Source organism: Streptomyces sp. LMG1-1-1.1, from assembly GCF_040815545.1.
Lineage (GTDB): Bacteria > Actinomycetota > Actinomycetes > Streptomycetales > Streptomycetaceae > Streptomyces.
The window spans coordinates 250,326-274,534 of sequence record NZ_JBFPNH010000065.1 but is presented as its reverse complement, the minus strand read 5'-3'; the positions used below and the strand labels follow the sequence as shown (position 1 = coordinate 274,534).

The following is a 24,209-nucleotide window of genomic DNA, read 5'->3' as shown; positions in this document are numbered from 1 at the left end:
GCCCGACGCCCCCGCCGACCGCCGACCGCACGAGGTCACCGCGCCCGATCGACCCGCCGCTCGTCCCACACCGGCTCGGTCGTCTCGCGTACGACCCCGTCCGAGCCGAAGACCAGGAACCGGTCGAAGCTCTTCGCGAACCACCGGTCGTGGGTGACGGCCATCACGGTCCCGTCGTACGACTCCAGGCCGTCCTGGAGGGCCTCCGCCGACTCCAGGTCGAGGTTGTCCGTCGGCTCGTCGAGGAGGAGGGCCGTCGTCCCCGCGAGCTCCAGGAGCAGGATCTGGAAGCGGGCCTGCTGGCCGCCCGAGAGCTTGTCGAAGGGCTGGTCGCCCTGGCGCTCCAGCTCGTACCGCCGCAGGACCGACATGGCCCCGCCCCGGTCCTTGGCGTGCTCCGTCCACAGGATGTCGACGAGCGGCCGCCCGGCCAGTTCCGGGTGGGCGTGGGTCTGCGCGAAGTGCCCCGGCACGACCCGCGCGCCGAGCTTCCACGTGCCCGTGTGGGCGACCGAGGGGTCCCCCGCGAGCAGCCGCAGGAAGTGCGACTTGCCGGAGCCGTTCGAGCCGAGGACGCCGACCCGCTCCCCGTAGAAGATCTCCAGCGAGAACGGCTTCATCAGGCCGGTCAGCTCAAGGTTCTCGCAGGTCACGGCACGCACGCCGGTACGGCCGCCGCGCAGCCGCATCTTGATGTCCTGCTCGCGCGGCGGCTCCGGCGGCGGACCCGCCTCCTCGAACTTCCGCAGCCGGGTCTGGGCCGCCGCGTACCGCGAGGCCATGTCGTGGCTGACCGCCGCCGCCTGCCGCAGGTTGAGGACCAGCTTCTTCAGCTGGGCGTGCTTCTCCTCCCAGCGCCGCTTCAGCTCCTCGAAGCGGGCGAACCGCTCCCGGCGCGCCTCGTGAAAGGTGTCGAAGCCCCCGCCGTGCACCCACACGTCCGAGCCGGCCGGGCCGGGCTCGACCGCGACGATCTTCTGCGCGCCCCGGGAGAGCAGCTCCCGGTCGTGGGAGATGAAGAGCACGGTCTTGCGGGTCTCCCGCAGCCGCTCCTCCAGCCACCGCTTGCCGGGCACGTCGAGGTAGTTGTCCGGCTCGTCGAGGAGCAGCACCTCGTCGGGGCCGCGCAGCAGCGACTCCAGGACGAGCCGCTTCTGCTCGCCGCCGGAGAGCGTCCGCACCTGCCGGAACTGGGCCTTCTCGTACGGCATGCCGAGCGCGGCCATGGTGCAGATGTCCCAGACGGTCTCCGCCTCGTAGCCCTGCACCTCGGCCCAGTCGCTGAGGGCCTGCGCGTACTTCATCTGCGCGGCCTCGTCGTCGACGGTCATGATCAGGTGCTCGGCCGCGTCGACCGCCTTCGCGGCCTCGCGGATCCGGGGCTGGGCGACCGAGACCAGCAGGTCGCGGACGGTGGACTCGTCCCGCACGGAGCCGACGAACTGCGGCATCACGCCGAGTCCGCCGCTGACGGTGACGGTGCCGCCGTGCGGCTGGAGCTCCCCGGCGATCAGCCGGAGCAGTGTGGTCTTGCCGGCGCCGTTGGCCCCGACGAGGGCGACGACGGCGCCCTCCCCGACCCGGAAGGAGGCGTCCCCGAGGAGGACCCTGCCGTCCGGAAGGTAGTACTCAAGATGCGCGGCCTCGACATGTCCCATGGGGTGCATTGTCGCCGCCCGCGTCCGCTGCGCCCAACCGGTTTAGGATGCGCGGCATGAGCTTTGGGGGACCGCAGTGGCCGCAGGAGCCGCAGCAGCAGGGGTACGGACAGCAGCCCGGGCACGGGCAGCAGCCGGGCTACGGACCGCAGCAGCCGTACGGCGGCCCGCAGGGCTTCGGGCAGCCGACAGGGCAGCCGGCCGGGCAGCCGGCCGGGCAGCCGAACCCCTTCCCGGGCGCACCGGATCCCTTCCCGGGCGCCCAGGGCGGCGGTCAGACCCCTGACTGGGGCGCTCTCGCCGCCGCCTCCGCCAGCCGCAGCCGCCGCAAGCGCTGGCTGCTGATCGGCGGCGGGGCACTGGCCACGCTCGCGGTGGGTGCGATCGTCGCCACCGCCGTCGTGACCACGAACAAGAGCAACGACACGGCGAAGAACGGCGGCGGGGGCCCCACCGGCGCCGTCTCCCCCACCGGCACGCCCACCCCCGAGCCGACGTTCTCGTCGGTGGCGCCGCCGCCCCCGCCGAACCCGATGGACTACATCTCGGACCCGAAGAAGGACAAGGCCCCGCTCACCGCCGACGGCCTCTTCCCGGGCAAGCAGATGTCCATGAACAAGCGCGCGTACAAGAAGGGCGCGACCTCCGCCACGACGAACTGCGCGTCCGTCACCCAGGGCGGCCTCGGCACCGTCCTGAAGCAGAACGGCTGCCAGCACGTGCTCCGCGCCACCTACGTCAAGGACGGCGTCGCGATCACCGTCGGCGTCGCCGTCTTCCCGTCCGAGGCCGCGGCCCTGAAGGCGAAGGGCCAGGCCACCGGAGGCATCGCCCCGCTGGTCGGCGCGGGCGTGCGTGACTTCTGCCACGCCACGGTCTGCCTGCGCCGCGCGAACTCGATCGGCCGGTACGCGTACTTCACCCAGGCCGGTTTCGCCGACGGCAAGAAGGTCACCAAGGCCGACACGCCCGTCTTCCAGGCCAGCGACGACCTCGGCACCTTCGCCTTCAACCAGATCTACGCCCGCGGCCGCTCCCAGGCCTCAGCAGCAGCCGGCGCTCCCCGGGAGTGACCGCTTGTTCCTGGCCTCCACGCTGCGGGCGGCCAGGAGCTCGTCGGCCGGGTAGCCGACCTCTTCGAGCGTCAGCCCGTGCGGCCGTACGACGTGCACGGACGAGTCCCGGACCCCGGCGGCGAGCACCTTGCCCGGCCAGTCCACCGGCCGGTGCCCGTCGCCGACGAACAGCATCGCGCCGACCAGCGAGCGGACCATGTTGTGGCAGAAGGCGTCCGCCTTGACGGTCGCCTCCAGGATGCCGTCGGCGCGCCGCTCCCACCGCAGCACCTGGAGCGTGCGGATGGTGGTCGCGCCCTCGCGCTTCTTGCAGTACGCGGCGAAGTCGTGCTCGCCGACGAGCGCGGTGGCCGCCTCGTTCATGGCGTCCATGTCGAGGGCCCAGTCGTGCCACAGGACGTGCCCGCGCAGCAGCGGGTCGACGCCGCCGGGGTTGTCGGTGACCCGGTAGGCGTACCGGCGCCAGATCGCGGAGAACCGGGCGTTGAAGCCGGCGGGCGCCTCCTCGACCTTCCACACCCGGACGTCGTGGGAGAGCCGCCCGGCGAGCCGCCGCAGCAGCTTGTCCCGGTGCTCCTCCCACAGCTCCACCGGCAGGTCGACGTGCGCGACCTGGCCGCGCGCGTGCACCCCCGCGTCGGTCCGGCCGGCGACGGTCAGCTCGTACGTCTCCGTGGACCGGGTCACGGTTCGCAGGGCCGCCTCGATGTCCCCCTGCACGGTCCGCTGCCCCTGGGCCTGCTTGGCCCAGCCGGAGAAGTCCCGGCCGTCGTACGAAAGGTCAAGGCGTACCCGTACGAACCCGTCCTGCACGTCATCGCTCACGCGGAAATCCTCTCAAACACACGGGAACGGGCCCGCACCCCAGGGGGTACGGGCCCGCTCACGAGAAACGTCGGAAAAACGCTTACGCGTCCTTCGACTCCTCGGCCGGAGCCTCGGCGGCCGCGTCGGCCTCCTTGACGGCGCGCACGGTGGCGGCCTCGGCCTCGGCGACGGTCGCCTTCTTGGCGATCTCGCCCTCGACCAGCTCGATCACGGCCATCGGGGCGTTGTCGCCACGACGGTTGCCGATCTTGGTGATACGGGTGTAGCCACCCGGACGCTCCGAGTAACGCGGGGCGATCTCGGTGAAGAGGGTGTGGACGATCCCCTTGTCGGTGATCGACTGCAGCACCAGGCGACGGTTGTGGATGTCGCCCTTCTTCGCCTTGGTGATCAGGCGCTCGGCGACCGGACGCAGGCGACGGGCCTTGGCCTCGGTGGTGGTGATGCGGCCGTGCTCGAACAGCGACTTCGCCAGGTTGGCGAGCAGCAGCTTCTCGTGCGCGGCGGAACCGCCGAGGCGGGCACCCTTCGCGGGACGCGGCATGGTGATTCTCCTTGTGATCTGCACCGGCCGTATGAGGTACCGGTGTCAGTGTCCGAGCGGGCGGTCACCCGTCGGAGATCCGGGCCCCGTGAGGGGCCCGGAGAGGGGCGCGGGGAACTGCGCGATCAAGCACAGTTCCCGCACCCGGGTACGGACCGTGAGGCCCGAGCTCTCAGTACTGCTCGGTCTCGACGAAACCGGCGTCCGCGTCGTCGTCGGCGCCGAAGGCGTCGGCGGCGGCGGTCGGGTCGAATCCGGGCGGGCTGTCCTTGAGGGCCAGGCCCATGCCGGCCAGCTTCGCCTTGACCTCGTCGATCGACTTCGCACCGAAGTTGCGGATGTCGAGCAGGTCGGCCTCGGAACGCGCCACGAGCTCACCCACGGAGTGGATGCCCTCGCGCTTGAGGCAGTTGTACGAACGAACGGTGAGCTCGAGCTCCTCGATCGGCAGCGCCAGGTCGGCGGCAAGGGCGGCGTCCGTGGGGGACGGGCCCATGTCGATGCCCTCGGCGTCGATGTTGAGCTCGCGCGCCAGACCGAACAGCTCGACCAGGGTCTTGCCGGCGGACGCCATGGCGTCACGCGGGCGCATGGCCTGCTTGGTCTCGACGTCGACGATCAGCTTGTCGAAGTCGGTGCGCTGCTCGACACGGGTCGCCTCGACCTTGTACGTGACCTTGAGCACCGGCGAGTAGATGGAGTCGACCGGGATACGGCCGATCTCCTGGCCCACCTGCTTGTTCTGCACGGCGGAGACGTAGCCGCGACCGCGCTCGACGGTCAGCTCCATCTCCAGCTTGCCCTTGCCGTTGAGCGTGGCGAGGACGAGGTCGGGGTTGTGCACCTCGACACCGGCCGGGGGCGCGATGTCGGCGGCGGTGACCAGACCCGGGCCCTGCTTGCGCAGGTACATCACGACGGGCTCGTCGTGCTCCGAGGAGACGACCAGCTGCTTGATGTTCAGGATGAGGTCGGTGACGTCCTCCTTGACGCCCGGCACGGTGGTGAACTCGTGCAGGACACCGTCGATGCGGATGCTGGTGACAGCGGCACCCGGGATCGAGGAGAGGAGGGTACGGCGGAGGGAGTTGCCGAGGGTGTAACCGAAGCCCGGCTCCAGCGGCTCGATCACGAACCGGGAGCGGAACTCGTCGACGACCTCTTCGGTCAGCGACGGACGCTGAGCGATCAGCATGTCTCTTTGTCCTTCAGTCGTGGACGCCCACTATTTGACGCCCGACGGATCACTTCTGTACTGCAAGGGTACGGGCGGCACGGTCCGAAGAGCCGTACCGCCCGAAGTCCTGAACAAGCAGCCGTGCGTCAGACGCGGCGGCGCTTGGGGGGACGGCAGCCGTTGTGCGGCGTGGGGGTGACGTCCTGGATCGAACCGACCTCGAGGCCCGTGGCCTGGAGGGAGCGGATCGCGGTCTCGCGGCCGGAGCCCGGACCCTTGACGAAGACGTCGACCTTGCGCATGCCGTGCTCCTGCGCGCGGCGAGCGGCCGACTCGGCGGCCATCTGCGCGGCGAACGGGGTGGACTTGCGCGAGCCCTTGAAGCCGACGTGGCCGGCGGAGGCCCAGGAGATCACGTTGCCCGAGGGGTCCGTGATCGAGACGATCGTGTTGTTGAACGTGCTCTTGATGTGCGCGTGGCCGTGAGCGACGTTCTTCTTTTCCTTGCGGCGCACCTTCTTGGCAGCGCCCTGACGACCCTTGGGGGGCATCTATAACTCCTACGGGAGGTGGTCGGTCCTACAGCGAAGACCGCTTGGTCAAGCGTCCGCTGAGGACTACTTCTTGCCCGGCTTCTTCTTGCCGGCGATGGCGCGACGCGGGCCCTTGCGGGTACGAGCGTTCGTGCTGGTGCGCTGGCCGCGAACGGGCAGGCCACGACGGTGGCGGAGGCCCTGGTAGCAGCCGATCTCGACCTTGCGGCGGATGTCGGCGGCGATCTCGCGACGGAGGTCACCCTCGGTCTGGAGGTTGGCGTCCACGTACTCGCGGATCTTGACGAGGTCTTCCTCGGCAAGGTCGCGGACACGGGTGGACGGGTTCACACCGGTCGAGGCGAGGATCTCCTCGGACCGGGTACGCCCGATGCCGAAGACGTAGGTGAGTGCGACCACCACACGCTTTTCGCGCGGGATGTCAACACCGGAAACGCGTGCCATTCAATGGCTCCTGTGTTCTCGGGGGTCTGCTGCAGAACCGCTCCCGACCGCCGACCGCTCCTGTCGGAGCAGTGGTACGTCCGGGTCCCCGGCCCCCGCCGGAGGTGCCGTCAACCGTGGAACACGGCCCGACGGGCTCTGCGTATGTACGTATTGCTATGCGTCGCGCGAAGAACTGCGAAATGCAGGTCGGTCGGCGTGCGTCAGCCCTGGCGCTGCTTGTGGCGCAGGTTGTCGCAGATGACCATGACCCGACCGTGACGGCGGATCACCTTGCACTTGTCGCAGATCTTCTTGACGCTCGGCTTGACCTTCATGGGATGTGAGGTTCTCCGGGTCAGTGCCACCACCCGCGCGCGAAGGCGGGGTGCGGGCAAGATCTACTTGTACCGGTAGACGATCCGGCCACGCGTCAGGTCATAGGGAGAAAGCTCCACCACGACCCGGTCGTCCGGAAGGATTCGGATGTAGTGCATCCGCATCTTGCCGGAGATGTGCGCGAGGACCTTGTGACCGTTCTGGAGCTCCACCTTGAACATGGCGTTCGGGAGGGACTCGATCACGGTGCCCTCGATTTCGATGGCACCTTGCTTCTTGGCCACGCTTCGCCTTTCGAATCGGCTACCTTGATCGACTCTCGCCGCCGCATGAGGACACACGGGTACACGAGAGCCGACGCATCAGTCTACGTCAGGCCCCAGGAAAAGACGAATCGAGAAGTCTGCCCACGCGCGGAGATCCTTACGCAAGCCCCACCCCGAAGTCCCAGGACCTCCCCCTCACCTACGCCAGCACGCCCGGAGCCCGGGCCGCGCCTACGCCAGCGGGTCCGGTGCCGCCGTGACGCCGAGTTCGGCGAGCTTGGCCTTGCCGCCGTCGACGGCGGTGAGGACGAGGGGGCCCTCTTCGGTGAGGGCGATGGAGTGCTCCCAGTGGGAGGACCAGGTGCCGTCGGTGGTGATGACGGTCCAGTCGTCCTTGAGGACCTCGGTGTGGGGGGTGCCGAGGGAGACCATGGGCTCGATGGCGAGGCAGAGGCCGGGGACGAGCTTGGGGCCCTTGCCGCGCTTGCGGGAGACGTAGTTCAGGAGGTGCGGGTCCATGTGCATCTCGGTGCCGATGCCGTGGCCGCCGTAGTCCTCGATGATCCCGTAGCGACCGAGGCTGTGGTCGCCGACCGCGGGGCGGGGCTGGCGCTTGATGTACGTCTCGATCGCCTTCGAGATGTCGACCAGGCGGTTGCCGAGCTTCATGGCCGCGATGCCGGCCCACATCGACTCCTCGGTGACCCGGGAGAGCTCGACGAGCTCGGGCGCGTGCCCGGTGCCCACGAAGGCCGTGTAGGCCGCGTCACCGTGCCAGCCGTCGATGATCGCGCCGGCGTCGATGGAGATGATGTCGCCGTCCTTGAGGACGGTCTTGTCGTCGGGGATGCCGTGGACGACGACCTCGTTCACCGAGGTGCAGATCGTCGCGGGGAAGCCGCCGTACCCGAGGAAGTTCGACTTCGCCCCGTGGTCGGCGATGACCTTCCGCGCGACCTCGTCCAGGTCCTTCGTCGTGGCGCCCGGCACGGCCGCGTCGCGGGTCGCCGCGTGGATGGCGGCGACGACCAGCCCCGCCTCGCGCATCTTCGCGATCTGCTCGGGGGTCTTGATCTGCACCATCGTGGCCGCGGCCTTTCCTTCGAATACGGGGAACAGAACAACGATACGGCCGCGGCGCCCCTGAGGGGCACCGCGGCCGTATCGCACGAACCAGGGGTTACTTCTTGAGCGCGTCCATCGCCTTGGCGGTGACCTCGTCCACCTTGCCGAGCGCCGAGATCGTCGACACCAGGTTCTGCGCCCGGTAGTAGTCGATGATCGGCTCGGTCTCCGTGTGGTAGACCTCCAGGCGCCGACGGACGGTCTCCTCGGAGTCGTCGTCGCGCTGGTAGAGCTCGCCGCCGCAGGCGTCGCAGACGCCCTCGGTCTTCGGAGCGTTGTACGTCACGTGGAAGACGTGCGCACTGTCGTTGCGGCAGATGCGGCGACCCGCGATCCGCTTCACGACCTCGTCCTCGGGGACCTCGAGGTCAAGGACGGCGTCCAGCTGGACGTGACCGGCCTTGAGGATCTCGTCCAGGGCCTCAGCCTGGGCCACGTTGCGCGGGAACCCGTCGAGCAGGAAGCCGTTCACGGCGTCCGGCTGCTCCATACGGTCCTTGGCCATCCCGATCGTCACGGAGTCCGGAACCAGCTGGCCGGCCTTCATGTACGACTGCGCCTCCAGGCCCAGCGCCGTGCCCTGCGAGATGTTGGCACGGAACAGGTCACCCGTGGAGATGTGCGGGATGTCCAGGTTCTTGGCAAGGTACGCGGCCTGCGTTCCCTTCCCGGCACCGGGCGGTCCGACGAGGACGATTCGCATCAGCGGAGGAACCCTTCGTAATTGCGCTGCTGGAGCTGGCTCTCGATCTGCTTCACGGTCTCCAGCCCCACACCCACGATGATGAGGATGCTCGTCCCACCGAAGGGGAAGTTGGCATTGGCGCCACCGAAGCCTGCCAACGCCATCGTCGGCACAAGAGCGATCAGACCCAAGTACAGCGAGCCCGGCCAAGTGATCCGGTTGAGCACGTAGCTCAGGTACTCGGCAGTAGGTCGACCAGCCCGGATACCCGGGATGAAGCCACCATACTTCTTCATGTTGTCGGCAACTTCCTCGGGGTTGAACGAGATCGCCACGTAGAAGAAGGCGAAGAACACGATCAGGAGGAAGTACGCGGCGATGTAATACGGGTGGTCACCCTTGACGAAGTGGGCTTCGATCCAGGTCTTCCACCCCGCCGTGGAGTTCGAGAACTGCGCGACCAAGGCCGGGATGTAGAGCAGCGACGACGCGAAGATGACAGGAATCACACCTGCCTGATTCACCTTCAACGGGATGTAAGTGGACGTTCCGCCGTAGGAGCGTCGACCGATCATGCGCTTCGCGTACTGCACGGGAATGCGCCGCTGGGCCTGCTCGACGAAGACCACGAGGGCCACCATCACGAAGCCGATGAGGATGACGGTGCCGAACTCGATCCAGCCCTTGGCGAGCTTTCCGCTCTCCTTGATGGCCCACAGGGCACCCGGGAAGCCGGCGGCGATCGAGATGAACATGAGAATCGACATACCGTTGCCGATGCCGCGGTCCGTGATGATCTCGCCGAGCCACATGACGATGCAGGTACCGGCGGTCATCGTGATGACCATGGTGGCGATGGTGAAGATCGACGGGTCCGGCACGACCTGGTCGGCCACGGAGCAGCCGCTGAAGAGCGCACCGCTCTTGGCCGTGGCGACGAGACCGGTGCCCTGCAGCACCGCGAGGGCCACCGTCAGGTAACGGGTGTACTGCGTGATCTTCGCAGTACCGGACTGGCCCTCCTTCTTGAGGGCCTCAAGGCGGGGGATCACGACGGTCAGCAGCTGCAGGATGATGCTCGCCGTGATGTACGGCATGATGCCGAGCGCGAAGATGGTGATCTGGAGCAGCGCCCCGCCACTGAACATGTTGACCAGGCCGAACAGGCTGTTGTTGCCCTCGCTGGCCTGCTTGACACACTGCTGGACGGCCTCGTAGCTGACGCCGGGGACCGGGATGTGGGCCCCGAGGCGGTACAGCACGATGATGCCGAGCGTGAAGAGCAGCTTCTTGCGCAGGTCGGGCGTCTTGAACGCCCGGGCGAACGCGGTGAGCACGGTGCCTCCTGCGACCCCCGCGCTATGCGTCAAGGGTGACGGTCTTGAGGTTCGACGATTGGGTATCGGTCATCAATTCCGTGCGGGCATACCGCACGGAGCCTAGACAGTGCACGCCACCTTACCGGCGACCGTGCCCCCCTAGGAACGACCAATCGGGGATGCCCCTTTTGAGAGGCATCCCCGATCGGATGTTCAAGCCATCGAGTCGTCTTAGACGAGCTCGGTGACGGTGCCGCCGGCAGCGGCGATCTTCTCCTTGGCGGAGCCGGAGACGGCGTCAACCGTCACCTGCAGCGCCACGGTGATCTCGCCGGTGCCGAGCACCTTGACGAGCTGGTTCTTGCGAACCGCACCCTTGGCGACCAGATCGGCCACCGTGACCTCGCCACCCTGCGGGTAGAGCGCGGTGAGCTTGTCCAGGTTCACGACCTGGTACTCGGTGCGGAACGGGTTCTTGAAGCCCTTGAGCTTCGGCAGACGCATGTGGAGGGGCATCTGCCCACCCTCGAAGCGCTGCGGAACCTGGTAACGGGCCTTCGTGCCCTTGGTACCACGACCGGCCGTCTTACCCTTCGACGCCTCACCACGACCCACACGGGTCTTCGCGGTCTTGGCGCCGGGGGCGGGACGGAGGTTGTGGGCCTTCAGCGGGTTGGTCTCCGCCATGTCAGTCAACCTCCTCGACCGTCACGAGGTGGCGGACGGTGTGAACCATTCCGCGGAACTCGGGGCGGTCCTCCTTGACAACCACGTCGTTGACCTTCTTGAGGCCAAGCGAACGCAGGGTGTCGCGGTGGTTCTGCTTGCTGCCGATGTACGACTTCGTCTGCGTGACCTTGAGGCGAGCCATTACGCACCCGCCCCAGCACGCGCACGGAGCAGAGCCGCGGGGGCGACGTCCTCGAGGGGCAGACCACGGCGAGCCGCGATCTCCTCGGGACGCTGCAGGCCCTTGAGGGCCGCCACGGTCGCGTGCACGATGTTGATCGCGTTGTCGGAGCCGAGCGACTTCGACAGGATGTCGTGAACGCCGGCGCACTCGAGCACGGCGCGCACCGGGCCACCGGCGATAACACCGGTACCGGGGGAAGCCGGCTTGAGCAGGACGACGCCCGCGGCCTTCTCGCCCTGGATCGGGTGAGGGATGGTGCCCTGGATGCGGGGAACCTTGAAGAAGTTCTTCTTGGCTTCCTCGACACCCTTGGCGATGGCCGCGGGAACTTCCTTGGCCTTGCCGTAACCGACACCTACGGTGCCGTCACCGTCGCCCACCACGACCAGCGCGGTGAAGCTGAAGCGGCGACCACCCTTGACAACCTTGGCGACGCGGTTGATCGCGACAACGCGCTCAACGTACGCGGTCTTCTCGGCGGCAGCGCCACCGTCGCGGCCCTTCCGGTCCCGCCGCTCGCCGCCACCGGCACCGCTTCCGCGGCGCTGGGGTCCAGCCATTGGATTACCTCTCTCTGTTACGTCCGTTAGTCCCGGAACCGGGGCTTAGAACTTCAGCCCGGCTTCGCGGGCGGCGTCAGCCAGAGCGGCAATGCGCCCGGCGTACCTGTTGCCACCACGGTCGAACACGACAGCCTCGACGCCGGCGGCCTTGGCGCGCTCGGCGACCAGGGAACCGACCTGCTTGGCCTGCGCGGACTTGTCACCCTCGCCGCCGCGGATCGACGCGTCCAGGGTCGACGCCGACGCAAGGGTGTGACCCTTGAGGTCGTCGATGACCTGAGCGGTGATACCGCGGTTCGAACGCGTCACGACGAGGCGCGGACGCTCCGCCGTACCCGACACGTTCTTGCGGATGCGGATGTGGCGGCGCGCCTTGGCGGCACGCTTGTAAGCGTCGCCCTTGGCGATCTTCACACCGTATGCCATGGCTTACTTACCAGCCTTTCCGACCTTGCGGCGGATGACCTCGCCGGCGTACTTGACGCCCTTGGCCTTGTACGGGTCGGGCTTCCGCAGCTTGCGGATGTTCGCCGCGACCTCGCCGACCTTCTGCTTGTCGATGCCCTCGACCGAGAACTTGGTCGGCGACTCGACCTTGAACGAGATGCCCTCGGGCGCCTCGATCAGGATCGGGTGGCTGTAGCCGAGCTGGAACTCCAGAGCGGAGCCCTTCGCGGCCACGCGGTAACCGACACCGCTGATCTCGAGCGCCTTCACGTAACCCTGGGTCACACCGGTGATCATGTTGGCCACCAGCGTGCGGGACAGGCCGTGGAGGGCCTTGTTCTGACGCTCGTCGTTCGGGCGGGTGACGTTGAGAACGCCGTCCTCGCCCTTAGCGACCTCGATCGGCGCGGCGACGGTGTGGTTCAGGGTGCCCTTGGAACCCTTCACCGTGACCGTGCGGCCCTCGATGGTGACGTCCACGCCGGCGGGAACCTGGATAGGCAGCTTGCCAATACGCGACATTAGCTATTCCTCCGTTCCCGACTACCAGACGTAGGCGAGGACTTCCCCACCTACGCCCTTCTTGCCTGCCTGCTGGCCGGTCAGGAGACCGTGGGACGTGGAGATGATCGCCACGCCCAGGCCGCCGAGGACCTTCGGCAGGTTGGTGGACTTCGCGTAAACCCGGAGGCCGGGCTTCGAGATCCGCTTGATGCCCGCGATGGAGCGCTCACGGTTCGGACCGAACTTGAGCTCGAGGACGAGGTTCTTGCCGACCTCGGCGTCCTCGACCTTCCAGCCCGTGATGAAGCCCTCCTGCTGGAGGATTTCCGCGATGTGAGACTTGATCTTGCTGTGCGGCATCGTCACGGAGTCGTGGTATGCCGAGTTCGCGTTACGCAGACGAGTCAGCATGTCCGCGATCGGATCAGTCATGGTCATGAATTGGCCTTCGGCCTCTCTCGCCGGGGTTTCCTGTATGCGCCATCCCTCTCCCCACACAGGGGCGGGACGGGTGCGGCGCGGGGACCTACGGCGTAGTAAGTCGTACGGGCGGCGGACGCCCAACCCCACAAGCCTAAGGCATGCAGGGGTGGGCCTCCGCCGACCCAGTGCTTACCGAGAGACTCCGGTCATCCCAACTAAGGGATTACCAGGAGCTCTTGGTCACGCCCGGCAGCTCGCCACGGTGAGCCATCTCACGAAGGCACACGCGGCACAGGCCGAACTTGCGGTACACGGAGTGGGGACGACCACAGCGCTGGCAGCGCGTGTAGCCGCGCACGCCGAACTTGGGCTTGCGGGCAGCCTTCGCGATGAGAGCCTTCTTCGCCATCTCGCTTACGCCTCCTTGAACGGGAAGCCGAGGTGACGCAGAAGGGCACGGCCCTCGTCGTCGTTGGTCGCCGTGGTCACCACGGTGATGTCCATACCCCGGACACGGTCGATCTTGTCCTGGTCGATCTCGTGGAACATGACCTGCTCCGTGAGACCGAAGGTGTAATTGCCACGCCCGTCGAACTGCTTGGGGGACAGACCACGGAAGTCGCGGATGCGCGGAAGCGCGAGCGACAGGGTGCGGTCGAGGAACTCCCACATGCGGTCGCCACGGAGGGTGACGTGCGCACCGATCGGCTGACCCTCGCGCAGCTTGAACTGCGCGATGGACTTGCGGGCCTTGGTGATGGCCGGCTTCTGACCGGTGATGGTGGTCAGGTCACGGACGGCACCGTCCATGAGCTTCGAGTCACGGGCGGCGTCGCCGACACCCATGTTGACCACGATCTTCACGAGGCCGGGAATCTGCATGACGTTCTCGTAGGAGAACTCCTCACGCAGCTTGCCCGCGATCTCCTCGCGGTACTTCGTCTTGAGACGCGGAGTGGTGGTAGCCATCAGATGTCCTCACCCGTCCGCTTGGCAACGCGGATCTTGTTGCCCTCGTCGTCGAAGCGGTAACCGACACGCGTGACGACCTTCTTGCCGTCCTTCTCCACGACCAGCTGGACGTTGGAGACGTGGACCGGAGCCTCGGTCGTGACGATGCCACCGGCCTGCGACGGGCCGGCCTTGGTGTGCTTCTTGACCCGGTTGACACCCTCGACCAGGACGCGGTTCTCGCGGGGGAAGGCCGTGATGACCTTGCCCTGCTTGCCCTTGTCCTTACCGGTGATGACCTGGACCAGGTCGCCCTTCTTGATCTTCATGCTTACAGCACCTCCGGCGCGAGCGAGATGATCTTCATGAACTTCTTCTCGCGCAGCTCACGGCCCACCGGGCCGAAGATACGGGTGCCACGAGGGTCGCCGTCGTTCTTGAGAATGACAGCGGCGTTCTCGTCGAAGCGGATGTACGAGCCGTCCTGGCGGCGGCGCTCCTTGACGGTGCGAACGATGACCGCCTTGACGACGTCACCCTTCTTCACGTTGCCACCGGGGATCGCGTCCTTGACGGTGGCGACGATGACGTCACCGATGCCCGCGTAGCGGCGACCCGAGCCACCGAGAACACGGATGCAAAGGATCTCCTTGGCACCAGTGTTGTCGGCGACACGCAGTCGCGACTCCTGCTGGATCACGTCTATCTCCTGATTTGTCTGCCGGTTCCCGGCCGGGGCTTCACGAGGAAGCCCCGGCCGAGCCTGGCGGAACGAACTTGAAGGGTTACCCCTACAAGAATTACTTGGCCTTCTCGAGGATCTCGATGACGCGCCAGTGCTTCGTGGCGGACAGCTTCCGGGTCTCCATCAGGAGGACGCGGTCGCCGATGCCGGCAGCGTTCTGCTCGTCGTGAGCCTTGAGCTTGTTCGTACGGCGGATGACCTTGCCGTACAGCGCGTGCTTGACGCGGTCCTCGACAGCGACGACGACGGTCTTGTCCATCTTGTCGCTGACGACCAGGCCCTCGCGGACCTTGCGAGCGTTGCGCTCGGTCTTCTCAGTCACGTTGCTCTCGCTCATCAGGCGTTCTCCACCGTCTCGATGCCCAGCTCACGCTCACGCATCAGGGTGTAGATCCGGGCGATGTCCTTACGGACGGACTTGAGCCGACCGTGGTTCTCGAGCTGACCCGTCGCCGCCTGGAAGCGGAGGTTGAACAGCTCTTCCTTGGCCTCGCGGAGCTTGTTGAGAAGCTCCTCGTTGCCCAGCTCGCGCAGCTCGGACGCCTTGGTACCGGCCGACATCACAGCTCACCTGCTTCGCGCTTCACGATCTTGCACTTCATCGGCAGCTTGTGGGCCGCACGGGTCAGGGCCTCGCGCGCGATCTTCTCGTTCGGGTAGGACAGTTCGAACATCACCCGACCCGGCTTGACGTTCGCGATCCACCACTCCGGAGAACCCTTACCGGAACCCATGCGGGTCTCGGCGGGCTTCTTCGTCAGCGGGCGGTCCGGGTAGATGTTGATCCAGACCTTGCCGCCACGCTTGATGTGGCGGGTCATCGCGATACGGGCCGCCTCGATCTGGCGGTTGGTCACGTACGCCGGCGTGAGGGCCTGAATGCCGTACTCGCCGAACGCAACCTGCGTACCACCCTTGCTCGCGCCGGAGCGCTTCGGGTGGTGCTGCTTGCGGTGCTTGACCCTACGGGGGATCAGCATTTCGGTCAGGCCTCCGTTCCGGTGCTCTCAGCCGGAGCGGCAGCGGCGGCGGGAGCCTCGGCCTTGGGGGCCTCGGCAGCCGGCGCGGACTGCTGCTGCGGCTTGCGGCCGCGGCCGCCACGCTCGCCACCGCGGCCACCACGGCCGGCCGGGCGGTCGCCAGCGCCGGCGCCACGGGCCGGGCGGTTACCCGCACGGGCCGCAGCGTTCTCGGCGCGGACCTCGGCGATGTTCTTGACGTCGCCCTTGTAGATCCAGACCTTGACGCCAATGCGACCGAAGGTCGTCTTGGCCTCGAAGAAGCCGTAGTCCACGTTCGCGCGGAGCGTGTGCAGCGGCACACGACCCTCGCGGTAGAACTCCGAGCGGGACATCTCGGCGCCGCCGAGACGACCGCCACACTGGATCTTGATGCCCTTGGCGCCGGCCTTCATCGTGCCCTGCATGCTCTTACGCATGGCGCGACGGAAGGAGACGCGGGAGGAGAGCTGCTCGGCAACGGCCTGAGCAACCAGCTGAGCGTCCATCTCGGGGTTCTTGACCTCGAGGATGTTCAGCTGGACCTGCTTGCCCGTGAGCTTCTCGAGGTCGCCGCGGATGCGGTCGGCCTCGGCGCCACGGCGGCCGATGACGATGCCGGGACGCGCGGTGTGGATGTCCACCCGCACGCGGTCACGGGTGCGCTCGATCTCAACCTTCGAGATGCCGGCGCGCTCCATGCCGGACGTCATCATCCGACGGATGGCGACGTCTTCCTTGACGTAGTCCTTGTACAGCTTGTCGGCGTACCAGCGGGACTTGAAGTCCGTGGTGATGCCGAGCCGGAACCCATGCGGGTTAACCTTCTGGCCCATTACCGGGTTCCTTCCTTGCTGCTGACGACCACGGTGATGTGGCTGGTCCGCTTACGGATCCGGTAGGCACGGCCCTGAGCACGCGGACGGAACCGCTTCAGGGTCGGGCCCTCATCCACGTACGCCTCGCTGATGACCAGCGAAGAGGCGTCGGTGTGGTCGTAGTTGTGCGCGGCGTTGGCAATGGCGCTGTCAAGCACCTTGCCAACCGGCACGCTCGCGGCCTGCGGGGCGAAACGCAGGACCGCCTGAGCCTCCGTGGCGTCCATGCCACGGATAAGGTCCACCACGCGGCGGGCCTTCATGGGCGTGACGCGGATGTACCGCGCCTGGGCCCTGGCTTCCATGGTTGTCCTTCCAGTGTCTGTCATGGTCATTCCACCCCGCTACTAGCGGCGCTTCGACTTCCGGTCGTCCTTCACGTGACCCCGGAAGGTGCGCGTCGGCGAGAACTCGCCGAGCTTGTGGCCGACCATCGACTCGGTGACAAACACCGGAATGTGGGTCTTGCCGTTGTGCACCGCGATCGTGTGGCCGAGCATGGCCGGGATGATCATCGAGCGACGGGACCAGGTCTTGATGACGTTCTTGGTACCGGCTTCGTTCTGGGCGTCCACCTTCTTGACGAGGTGGCCGTCGACGAAGGGTCCCTTCTTGAGACTGCGCGGCATCTAAACCCGCTCCTAGCGCTTCTTGTTCGTCTTGCGGCGGCGGACGATGTACTTGCTCGAAGCCTTCTTCGGCGAGCGAGTACGACCCTCCTTCTGACCCCACGGGGAGACCGGGTGACGACCACCGGAGGTCTTGCCCTCACCACCACCGTGCGGGTGGTCGACCGGGTTCATCGCCACACCGCGAACGGTCGGGCGAACGCCCAGCCAGCGCTTACGGCCGGCCTTGCCCCAGTTGATGTTCGACTGCTCGGCGTTGCCGACCTCGCCGATGGTGGCGCGGCAGCGGGCGTCGACGAGACGGATCTCACCGGACGGCATACGAAGGTGGGCCATCGTGCCCTCCTTCGCCAGCAGCTGCACGGAGGCACCAGCCGAGCGCGCGAACTTGGCGCCGCCACCGGGACGGAGCTCGATCGCGTGGATCGTGGTACCGACCGGGATGTTGCGGAGCGCCAGGTTGTTGCCGGGCTTGATGTCAGCGCCGGGGCCGTTCTCGACGCGGTCACCCTGCGTCAGACCCTTGGGGGCGATGATGTAGCGCTTCTCGCCGTCCAGGTAGTGGAGCAGCGCGATGCGCGCGGTGCGGTTGGGGTCGTACTCGATGTGAGCGACCTTGGCCGGCACGCCGTCCTTGTCGTGACGACGGAAGTCGATCACGCGGTAGGCGCGCTTGTGGCCGCCACCCTGGTGTCGAACCGTGATCCGACCGGTGTTGTTACGGCCGCCCTTGCTGTGCAGGGGGCGGACCAGCGACTTCTCCGGCGTGGACCGCGTGATCTCGACGAAGTCGGCTACGGAGGAGCCACGGCGGCCCGGCGTAGTCGGCTTGTACTTGCGGATTCCCATTTCTCAGTCCTCGTCCGATTCCGGACGATCCAGACCGCCGTTAGGCGGTCGGACCGCCGAAGATGTCGATACGGTTGCCCTCGGCAAGGGTCACGATGGCGCGCTTGGTGTCCTTGCGCTTGCCGAAACCGGCCTTGGTGCGCTTGCGCTTGCCCTGGCGGTTGATCGTGTTGACCCCGGTGACCTTGACCGAGAAGACCGCCTCGACGGCCTGCTTGATCTGGGTCTTGTTGGAGCCAGGCGCGACGATGAACGTGTACTTGTTCTCGTCCAGCAGGGCGTAGCTCTTCTCCGAGACGACCGGCTTGATGAGAATGTCGCGCGGGTCCGAGAAGGTCTTGCTGGTGACGACGGCCTCAGTCATCAGGCGTCGCTCCCTTCGGTCTCAGCGGTCTGGGGGCCAGACACGAAAGACTCGAGGGCGGCCTGGGTGAAGACCACGTCGTCGGAGACGATCACGTCGTACGTGTTGAGCTGGCCCGGCTCCAGGATGTGCACCTGGGGCAGGTTACGAGCGGACAGCCACGCGGCCTCGTCGGAGCGCTCGACGACCAGGAGCAGGTTCTTGCGCTCCGAGATCTTGCCGAACAGCGTCTTCGCGGCCTTGGTGGAGACCTCACCCTCGACCACGCCGGTGACGACGTGGATGCGGGAGTGGTTGGCCCGGTCCGAGAGGGCACCGCGGAGGGCGGCGGCCTTCATCTTCTTCGGGGTCCGCTGCGAGTAGTCACGCGGCTGCGGGCCGTGGACGACGCCACCACCGGCGAACTGCGGGGCGCGGGTCGAACCCTGACGGGCGCGGCCGGTGCCCTTCTGGCGGTAAGGCTTCTTGCCACCACCGCGGACTTCGCCACGGGTCTTGGTCTTGTGCGTGCCCTGACGGGCCGCGGCCAGCTGCGCGACGACGACCTGGTGGATCAGCGGAACGCTGACCTTGGCGCCGAAGATCTCCGCGGGGAGCTCGACGGTCCCGGCCTTGTCGCCTGCCGGCGAAAGGATGTCAATGGTGCTCATCGGTTCCTCAAACCCCCTTGGCCGCGGTGCGGACCAGGACGAGGCCACCGTTGGGGCCGGGGACGGCGCCCTTGATGAGCAGCAGACCCTTCTCGGCGTCAACGGCGTGGACGGTCAGGTTCTGGGTGGTCACACGCTCGTTGCCCATGCGACCGGCCATGCGCATGCCCTTGAAGACACGGCCCGGGGTGGCGCAGCCACCGATCGAACCGGGCTTGCGGTGCACGCGGTGGGCACCGTGCGAAGCCTTGCCACCACGGAAGTTGTGGCGCTTCATGACACCGGCGAAGCCCTTGCCCTTGCTCTTACCGGTGACGTCGACCTTCACGCCGGCCTCGAAGAGCTCGGCGGTGATCTCCTGGCCGAGCGTGTACTCGGAGGCGTCAGCGGTGCGGAGCTCCACCAGGTGGCGGCGCGGGGTGACGTCGGCCTTGGCGAAGTGGCCCTTGAGGGGCTTGTTCACCTTGCGCGGGTCGATCTCGCCGAAGGCGATCTGGACCGACTCGTAACCGTCGACGTCGTTCGTACGCACCTGGGTCACGACATTGGGGCCGGCCTTGACGACGGTCACCGGGACGACCCGGTTGTTCTCGTCCCAGACCTGCGTCATGCCGAGCTTCTCGCCCAGGATGCCCTTGATGTTCTTAGCCATCTCGCGCGCCCTCAGAGCTTGATCTCGATGTCAACGCCCGCCGGGAGGTCGAGGCGCATGAGCGAGTCAACCGTCTTCGGCGTGGGGTCGAGGATGTCGATGAGGCGCTTGTGCGTGCGCATCTCGAAGTGCTCGCGCGAGTCCTTGTACTTGTGCGGCGACTTGATGACGCAGTACACGTTCTTCTCAGTGGGCAGCGGCACCGGGCCCGCGACCGACGCACCAGTGCGGGTCACCGTCTCGACGATCTTCTTCGCCGAGGAGTCGATGACCTCGTGGTCGTAGGCCTTGAGCCGGATGCGGATCTTCTGTCCCGCCATGGCTACTAGTAGTCCTTTGTCTCGTAACGCTCTGGCTCCACGGTCGGTTCGCGTCCTACCTCCGACCCACGCGGTCGGGCGTGTCGCACTCCCTCTACGCAGAAATCCCAGAGGATTTCCCAACCAAGGGGGTGCGGTCACCATGACCGCGAATCGGGGGTGGAACACCCACCGGGAGCCTGGCCGGCACCCCGCTGACGCTTCCCAGAAGATTCCCGTACGTCCGACCCGAGGGGTCGACGAGTACTGTGGGACTCGCTTCCGGTCCTCCCGACGGGAGGCGCGCAGCATCGGCACTCAACCGAGCAACCCCGACAGTCTGCCATACGTGGCCTTCTCGCCGCCAATCGGGATCGAAGACTGTACCCCACGTCACGTCCGGGTCAGCGCGAGGCGCCCGCGCCGGCGCGGGCGAGCGCCCGCCGGACCCGCCCCTCCCCCGTCAGCCGAGCCGCCGCGCGCGCTCCGTCAGGTGCCTGCGTTCGGGCGCGCTCGTCGTGTGGCGGGCGGCCTCGCGGTAGGCGCCGGCCGCGGACTCCTTGTCGCCGAGGAGTTCGAGGAGGTGCGCGCGGGTCGCGAGGAGGCGGTGGTTCCGGGCGAGACGGCCGTCCCCCGCCAGGTCGGCCAGGAGGTCGAGGCCGGCCTGCGGGCCGTGGACCATCGCCACCGCGACCGCGCGGTTGAGGGTGATCATCGGGTTCGGCCCGGTGTGCTCCAGGAGCTCGTACAGCGCGAGGATCTGCGGCCAGTCCGTGGTGTCGGCCGACCCGGCCTCGTCGTGGACGGCCGCGATGGCCGCCTGGAGCTGGTACGGGCCCACCCGGCCGCGGGGCAGGGTGCGGCTGATCAGCTCGACGCCCTCGGCGATGAGCCGGCCGTCCCAGCTCCCCCGGTCCTGCTCCGCGAGCGGGACCAGCTCGCCGTGCGGGCCCGTGCGGGCCGGGCGGCGGGCGTCGGTCAGCAGCATGAGGGCGAGCAGGCCGGCGGTCTCGGTGTCGTCGGGGACGAGCCGGTGCAGCAGCCGGGCGAGCCGGATCGCCTCCGTGGACAGCTCGGGCGCGGTGAGCGCGTCGCCGCCGCTGGCCGTGTAGCCCTCGTTGAAGACGAGGTAGAGCACGTGCCGCACCTCGGCGAGGCGCTCCGTGCGGTCCGCGCCCTCGGGCAGCGCCAGGGACCATCCGCCGGTCCTGAGGGTCTGCTTGGCCCGGCTGATCCGCTGCGCCATCGTCGACTCGGGCACCAGGAAGGCGGCGGCGATCTGCGCGGTGGTGAGGCCGCCGACGGCGCGCAGGGTGAGCGCGATCCGGCTGGGCGGCGACAGGTCCGGGTGGCAGCAGAGGAAGAGCAGGGACAGGGAGTCGTCCCGGTCGCTCCCCGGGGTGTCGTCCGCGGCGCGGGCGAGGAGTTCGGAGTCCGGGGTGGCGAGCGCGACGGCGTCCTCGCGGCGCCTGCGCGCGGACTCGCTGCGCACCAGGTCGACGTACCGCCGGGCGGCGACGGTGAGGAGCCAGCCGCGCGGGTGGTCGGGGACGCCGTCCTGCGGCCACTGCTGGGCGGCGGCGATCAGGGCCTCCTGGACGGCGTCCTCGCACAGGTCGAAGTCGCCGTACCGGCGGACGAGCGCGCCGAGGACCCGCGGCGCGTGGGCGCGCAGCAGGTCCTCGACCTCGTGCGGGCCGGTCACACGTCCGCCGCGGACTCGTGCAGGACCGGCCACAGCTCGACGGGGTCGACGTCCGCGAACGGCATGTCCGCGGCGATCTCCTGGGCGCGCTCCAGGCTCGCGCAGTCGAGCAGGTAGAAGCTGGCCAGGTACTCCTTGGTCTCCAGGTACGGGCCGTCGGTGACCGCGGGGGCGCCGCCCTCGCGGCGTACCAGCTGGGCGGCGGCCGCGTCGGCGAGGCCGTAGGCGCCGATCAGTTCGCCGCTCTCCCGGTACTTGCGGTTGAAGGCCTCCTGCCGGGCGATCGCCTCGGGCCAGGCCTCGGCGGGGAAGGCGTCCCACTTGGCCTGGTTGCCGTAGATCATCGCGACGTACTTCATCTCGGGTGTCCTCCTCGTACCGCGCGCCCCTGCGGCGTGCTGTCACCCAGGGGTCGGAGCCCGCGGCGCGTGCTCGACATCCGGCCGCGGACGATTTCGAAGATCTTTTCCGCGGTGCATCCTCGCAGCGGGAGCGCCGATCCGTACACAACCACGAGTGCCGGATATCCGTCTTGCAGAGGACCGATGACCCGAAGGGAACGGATCCCGCTCGTGACCACAGCCCCCCGCCGACGGACGGTGCTCGCCGTCGCCCTCGCGGTCACCGCGGCCGCCGCCGGTTGTTCCGTACCGGAACCCCGGCGGACGGCGCCGACGGCCGATCCGGCGCCGGGGAAGCCGATCGCGACGGCCGGGGAGCGGCGGGCGCTGCTGATGCAGTTCTCCGCGCATCCGGACGACGACCTGTACTTCATGAACCCGGACACGCAGCGGCTGCTGGACTCCGGGGTGCCGCTGGTCTCGGTGTACGTGACGGCCGGCGAGCACACCGGCCGGAACCGGATCGCGGGGATGCCCGACACTCCGCCGGACCGCGCCGCCTACTCGGCCGCCCGCCACCAGGGCCTGCGCCAGGCGTACGCCGAGGCGCTCGGGCTTCCGCGGTTCACGCCCTGGCGGCGCGAGGTGCTGACGCTCCCCGGCGGCCTGCGGGCGGAGGCCGACACGCTCACGCGCGGCGCGCGCCGGGTGGAGCTGGTCTTCCTGAACCTGCCGATGCACACCACCCGGCGGTACATGGCCCTGCCGGCGCTCTGGCACGACCGGGCCCTCGAACTGCGGACCCATCTGTCGGCCGGTTCGCCGGTGACCCGCTCGGACACGTACGACTACGACCGTCTCGTCGGCGCCCTCGCCGACCTGCTGCGGCGCTACCGGCCGACGGTGGTGCACACCCTGGACCCCGACCCGGACGTCCAGCACGGCGACGAGGCCACGCGGCGGCGGGACTCCGAGCAGCCGGGGTACGCGGACCACGGCGACCACACGGCCGTCGCCTGCTTCACCTGGGCCGCGCTGGGCCGCTGGGTCACCGACGCGGTCCGGGACGGCGGCCCGGTACCGGCGTTCACGACGCGCGCGTTCCGCGGCTACTACAACCGGCACTGGCCCAAGAACCTCCCTCCGGAGGTCCTCGCGGAGAAGGCCGCGCGGCTCGTCCCGTACGGCGGCGACCCGTCCTGGCAGTGCGGGAACCCCTCCGGCTGCGGCGACTACGGCGTCGGCGGCGACCGGCCGCTCACCAACCGCAAGGGCTGGGTCCGCTCCACGCACCACCGCTGGCCCGGCGCGCGCCCCGCGGTCACCGAGGATGCGGACGGCCGCCTCACCGCGTACGGCGTCCTCGGTCTGCGCGCGGTCCGCTGGCGGGAGTCGGCGCCGGGCGCCGGTACGGGCACCCGGCCGCCCGGCGGCACGCGGGGCGCGTCGGCGCCCGCCGGTGCCGGCTGGGGCGAGCCGGAGGACCTCGGCGGCGGGCCGCTCGCCCCGGCGCTCGGCTCGGCGGTGCTCGACGACGGCCGGGTGCTGCTGTTCGCGGTCCGGTTCGCCGCGCTCGACGGCCATGGCGGGCCGAACCGGCGCGAGGTGGTGCTCCTGGAGCAGCGCTCCCCCGGCGGCCCGTTCCTCGCGTGGCGCGGGCTCGGGAACCCGGAGCGCTCCGACGACCGCGGGCGCCGGATCGGCGCCCCGGTGGCCGTCACGGCCCCGGACGGCCGGGTCCACCTCTTCGTACGGAACGCCGGCAAGGGCGTGTCGACCCGCGTCCGGGCGGCCTCGGACGGGTCCTGGGGGCCCTGGCGGGCACTCCCCGGGGACGCGGAGGTCCAGGACGGCCTGGCCGTCTCCCTGGACGCGGCCGGCCGGGTGCACGTCTACGCGGCGGGGCGGGATTCCGTACGGCACTGGGTGGACGGGGCGGACCGGTCGGACCGGCTGCCGCTCTCCGGGTCGACGGTGGCGACGGTCGGCGGCGAGCTGTTCCACCGGCCGCCGGCGTCCGCAGGGCTGCTCGGCCCCGCGGGTGACGCCGGGCTCGACGGTTACGGGGAGGTGGTCGCCGCCCGTTCGCCGGCGCTCGGCACGGTGCTGCTCGGCACGGACCTGCGCGGCCGCCTCCAGGTGCGGGCCGGCGGCCGGCTGCACACCCGCACGGCCGTCGACACGGCGGTCGCGGCCGCGCTCCACCTCGGCGGGCGCGGGACGACGGTGGTGGGCCTCGGCCCGGACGGGCACCCCTGGAGCTGGAGGCCGTAGGTCCTCTCCGGGCACCCCCTGGAACGGCCG

The 24,209-nt window shown here is 68.6% G+C and carries 36 protein-coding genes; 2 read left to right on the top strand and 34 right to left on the bottom strand.

The window, feature by feature from the left end:
• Positions 1–35: 35 nt before the first annotated feature.
• Entirely contained in the window at positions 36–1,658 is a 1,623-nt protein-coding gene (locus MRBLMG1_RS32455) for an ABC-F family ATP-binding cassette domain-containing protein (protein WP_414721690.1), read from the bottom strand.
• Positions 1,659–1,714: 56 nt separating this feature from the next.
• On the opposite strand from MRBLMG1_RS32455, the gene MRBLMG1_RS32450 reads away from it, so the two are divergent.
• Positions 1,715–2,731 (top strand): hypothetical protein, encoded by a 1,017-nt coding sequence (locus tag MRBLMG1_RS32450; protein ID WP_367827711.1) that lies wholly within the window; start codon positions 1,715–1,717, stop codon positions 2,729–2,731.
• On the opposite strand, the gene truA is transcribed toward MRBLMG1_RS32450, so the two are convergent.
• The 33 genes from truA to MRBLMG1_RS32285 form a co-directional block, all read right to left on the bottom strand.
• Positions 2,702–3,559 carry a tRNA pseudouridine(38-40) synthase TruA gene (gene truA, locus MRBLMG1_RS32445; protein WP_367827710.1) on the bottom strand — a complete coding sequence of 286 codons (858 nt, stop codon included), beginning with the start codon at positions 3,557–3,559 and terminating at the stop codon, positions 2,702–2,704. The two genes, MRBLMG1_RS32450 and truA, sit on opposite strands and share 30 nt — an antisense overlap.
• An 82-nt stretch (positions 3,560–3,641) precedes the next feature.
• A complete protein-coding gene (gene rplQ / locus MRBLMG1_RS32440) occupies positions 3,642–4,106 on the bottom strand; it encodes a 50S ribosomal protein L17 (RefSeq protein ID WP_017239591.1) in 465 nt (154 codons plus the stop codon).
• Positions 4,107–4,278: 172 nt separating this feature from the next.
• Positions 4,279–5,301 carry a DNA-directed RNA polymerase subunit alpha gene (locus MRBLMG1_RS32435; protein WP_003966937.1) on the bottom strand — a complete coding sequence of 341 codons (1,023 nt, stop codon included), beginning with the start codon at positions 5,299–5,301 and terminating at the stop codon, positions 4,279–4,281.
• Between the two features lie 128 nt (positions 5,302–5,429).
• The gene (gene rpsK / locus MRBLMG1_RS32430; RefSeq protein WP_003956432.1) at positions 5,430–5,834 is read right to left on the bottom strand and encodes a 30S ribosomal protein S11; all 405 of its coding nucleotides are present in this window, start codon (positions 5,832–5,834) and stop codon (positions 5,430–5,432) included.
• A gap of 66 nt (positions 5,835–5,900) precedes the next feature.
• Positions 5,901–6,281, bottom strand: a complete 381-nt coding sequence (gene rpsM, locus MRBLMG1_RS32425) for a 30S ribosomal protein S13 (RefSeq protein WP_017239590.1) — start codon at positions 6,279–6,281, stop codon at positions 5,901–5,903.
• Positions 6,282–6,484: 203 nt separating this feature from the next.
• Positions 6,485–6,598: a 50S ribosomal protein L36 gene (rpmJ, locus tag MRBLMG1_RS32420; RefSeq protein WP_003956441.1), complete on the bottom strand. Its 114-nt coding sequence runs from the start codon at positions 6,596–6,598 to the stop codon at positions 6,485–6,487.
• A 63-nt stretch (positions 6,599–6,661) separates the two neighbouring features.
• Positions 6,662–6,883: a translation initiation factor IF-1 gene (gene infA / locus MRBLMG1_RS32415; RefSeq protein WP_003956442.1), complete on the bottom strand. Its 222-nt coding sequence runs from the start codon at positions 6,881–6,883 to the stop codon at positions 6,662–6,664.
• Between the two features lie 213 nt (positions 6,884–7,096).
• Entirely contained in the window at positions 7,097–7,948 is an 852-nt protein-coding gene (gene map / locus MRBLMG1_RS32410; protein WP_367827709.1) for a type I methionyl aminopeptidase, read from the bottom strand.
• Positions 7,949–8,045: 97 nt separating this feature from the next.
• Complete coding sequence (locus tag MRBLMG1_RS32405; protein WP_367827708.1) at positions 8,046–8,693, bottom strand: adenylate kinase; 648 nt, start codon at positions 8,691–8,693, stop codon at positions 8,046–8,048.
• Positions 8,693–10,012: a preprotein translocase subunit SecY gene (gene secY, locus MRBLMG1_RS32400; protein ID WP_367827707.1), complete on the bottom strand. Its 1,320-nt coding sequence runs from the start codon at positions 10,010–10,012 to the stop codon at positions 8,693–8,695. The genes MRBLMG1_RS32405 and secY overlap by 1 nt, the downstream gene beginning before the upstream one ends.
• A gap of 213 nt (positions 10,013–10,225) precedes the next feature.
• A complete protein-coding gene (rplO, locus tag MRBLMG1_RS32395; RefSeq protein ID WP_030318646.1) occupies positions 10,226–10,681 on the bottom strand; it encodes a 50S ribosomal protein L15 in 456 nt (151 codons plus the stop codon).
• Between the two features lies 1 nt (position 10,682).
• Positions 10,683–10,865 (bottom strand): 50S ribosomal protein L30, encoded by a 183-nt coding sequence (gene rpmD, locus MRBLMG1_RS32390; protein WP_015035589.1) that lies wholly within the window; start codon positions 10,863–10,865, stop codon positions 10,683–10,685.
• A complete protein-coding gene (gene rpsE, locus MRBLMG1_RS32385; protein ID WP_017239585.1) occupies positions 10,865–11,467 on the bottom strand; it encodes a 30S ribosomal protein S5 in 603 nt (200 codons plus the stop codon). The genes rpmD and rpsE overlap by 1 nt, the downstream gene beginning before the upstream one ends.
• Before the next feature lie 45 nt (positions 11,468–11,512).
• Entirely contained in the window at positions 11,513–11,896 is a 384-nt protein-coding gene (rplR, locus tag MRBLMG1_RS32380; RefSeq protein WP_033201980.1) for a 50S ribosomal protein L18, read from the bottom strand.
• 3 nt (positions 11,897–11,899) lie between these two features.
• Positions 11,900–12,439 (bottom strand): 50S ribosomal protein L6, encoded by a 540-nt coding sequence (gene rplF / locus MRBLMG1_RS32375; protein WP_367827706.1) that lies wholly within the window; start codon positions 12,437–12,439, stop codon positions 11,900–11,902.
• A gap of 21 nt (positions 12,440–12,460) precedes the next feature.
• Complete coding sequence (rpsH, locus tag MRBLMG1_RS32370; RefSeq protein ID WP_015035585.1) at positions 12,461–12,859, bottom strand: 30S ribosomal protein S8; 399 nt, start codon at positions 12,857–12,859, stop codon at positions 12,461–12,463.
• Between the two features lie 208 nt (positions 12,860–13,067).
• Complete coding sequence (locus tag MRBLMG1_RS32365) at positions 13,068–13,253, bottom strand: type Z 30S ribosomal protein S14 (protein ID WP_003948630.1); 186 nt, start codon at positions 13,251–13,253, stop codon at positions 13,068–13,070.
• Between the two features lie 5 nt (positions 13,254–13,258).
• Positions 13,259–13,816 (bottom strand): 50S ribosomal protein L5, encoded by a 558-nt coding sequence (gene rplE, locus MRBLMG1_RS32360; RefSeq protein WP_026058276.1) that lies wholly within the window; start codon positions 13,814–13,816, stop codon positions 13,259–13,261.
• Positions 13,813–14,124: a 50S ribosomal protein L24 gene (gene rplX, locus MRBLMG1_RS32355; RefSeq protein WP_015035583.1), complete on the bottom strand. Its 312-nt coding sequence runs from the start codon at positions 14,122–14,124 to the stop codon at positions 13,813–13,815. Before rplX ends, rplE begins: the two co-directional genes overlap by 4 nt.
• Positions 14,125–14,126: 2 nt before the next feature.
• On the bottom strand, positions 14,127–14,495 hold the full coding sequence (gene rplN, locus MRBLMG1_RS32350; RefSeq protein WP_003956455.1) for a 50S ribosomal protein L14: 369 nt from the start codon (positions 14,493–14,495) through the stop codon (positions 14,127–14,129).
• A 100-nt stretch (positions 14,496–14,595) separates the two neighbouring features.
• Positions 14,596–14,877 (bottom strand): 30S ribosomal protein S17, encoded by a 282-nt coding sequence (gene rpsQ, locus MRBLMG1_RS32345; RefSeq protein ID WP_015035582.1) that lies wholly within the window; start codon positions 14,875–14,877, stop codon positions 14,596–14,598.
• Positions 14,877–15,101: a 50S ribosomal protein L29 gene (gene rpmC / locus MRBLMG1_RS32340; protein ID WP_017239580.1), complete on the bottom strand. Its 225-nt coding sequence runs from the start codon at positions 15,099–15,101 to the stop codon at positions 14,877–14,879. Before rpmC ends, rpsQ begins: the two co-directional genes overlap by 1 nt.
• Positions 15,101–15,520, bottom strand: a complete 420-nt coding sequence (gene rplP, locus MRBLMG1_RS32335; RefSeq protein WP_017239579.1) for a 50S ribosomal protein L16 — start codon at positions 15,518–15,520, stop codon at positions 15,101–15,103. Before rplP ends, rpmC begins: the two co-directional genes overlap by 1 nt.
• Before the next feature lie 5 nt (positions 15,521–15,525).
• Positions 15,526–16,374, bottom strand: a complete 849-nt coding sequence (rpsC, locus tag MRBLMG1_RS32330; RefSeq protein ID WP_033201982.1) for a 30S ribosomal protein S3 — start codon at positions 16,372–16,374, stop codon at positions 15,526–15,528.
• The gene (gene rplV / locus MRBLMG1_RS32325; protein WP_004571827.1) at positions 16,374–16,721 is read right to left on the bottom strand and encodes a 50S ribosomal protein L22; all 348 of its coding nucleotides are present in this window, start codon (positions 16,719–16,721) and stop codon (positions 16,374–16,376) included. The genes rpsC and rplV overlap by 1 nt, the downstream gene beginning before the upstream one ends.
• A gap of 42 nt (positions 16,722–16,763) precedes the next feature.
• Positions 16,764–17,045: a 30S ribosomal protein S19 gene (rpsS, locus tag MRBLMG1_RS32320; protein ID WP_015035577.1), complete on the bottom strand. Its 282-nt coding sequence runs from the start codon at positions 17,043–17,045 to the stop codon at positions 16,764–16,766.
• A 12-nt stretch (positions 17,046–17,057) separates the two neighbouring features.
• On the bottom strand, positions 17,058–17,894 hold the full coding sequence (gene rplB / locus MRBLMG1_RS32315) for a 50S ribosomal protein L2 (RefSeq protein ID WP_017239576.1): 837 nt from the start codon (positions 17,892–17,894) through the stop codon (positions 17,058–17,060).
• A 40-nt stretch (positions 17,895–17,934) separates the two neighbouring features.
• A complete protein-coding gene (gene rplW / locus MRBLMG1_RS32310) occupies positions 17,935–18,258 on the bottom strand; it encodes a 50S ribosomal protein L23 (RefSeq protein WP_015035575.1) in 324 nt (107 codons plus the stop codon).
• A complete protein-coding gene (gene rplD, locus MRBLMG1_RS32305) occupies positions 18,258–18,908 on the bottom strand; it encodes a 50S ribosomal protein L4 (RefSeq protein WP_367827705.1) in 651 nt (216 codons plus the stop codon). The genes rplW and rplD overlap by 1 nt, the downstream gene beginning before the upstream one ends.
• Before the next feature lie 7 nt (positions 18,909–18,915).
• Positions 18,916–19,560 carry a 50S ribosomal protein L3 gene (gene rplC / locus MRBLMG1_RS32300; RefSeq protein ID WP_017239574.1) on the bottom strand — a complete coding sequence of 215 codons (645 nt, stop codon included), beginning with the start codon at positions 19,558–19,560 and terminating at the stop codon, positions 18,916–18,918.
• Between the two features lie 11 nt (positions 19,561–19,571).
• On the bottom strand, positions 19,572–19,880 hold the full coding sequence (rpsJ, locus tag MRBLMG1_RS32295) for a 30S ribosomal protein S10 (RefSeq protein WP_003948644.1): 309 nt from the start codon (positions 19,878–19,880) through the stop codon (positions 19,572–19,574).
• Between the two features lie 442 nt (positions 19,881–20,322).
• A complete protein-coding gene (locus MRBLMG1_RS32290; RefSeq protein WP_367827704.1) occupies positions 20,323–21,564 on the bottom strand; it encodes an RNA polymerase sigma factor in 1,242 nt (413 codons plus the stop codon).
• Positions 21,561–21,923, bottom strand: a complete 363-nt coding sequence (locus tag MRBLMG1_RS32285) for a YciI family protein (protein WP_367827703.1) — start codon at positions 21,921–21,923, stop codon at positions 21,561–21,563. Before MRBLMG1_RS32285 ends, MRBLMG1_RS32290 begins: the two co-directional genes overlap by 4 nt.
• A gap of 186 nt (positions 21,924–22,109) precedes the next feature.
• Here MRBLMG1_RS32285 and MRBLMG1_RS32280 point away from each other — a divergent pair, with 186 nt between their 5' ends.
• Complete coding sequence (locus tag MRBLMG1_RS32280; RefSeq protein WP_414721689.1) at positions 22,110–24,179, top strand: PIG-L family deacetylase; 2,070 nt, start codon at positions 22,110–22,112, stop codon at positions 24,177–24,179.
• Positions 24,180–24,209 lie beyond the last annotated feature (30 nt).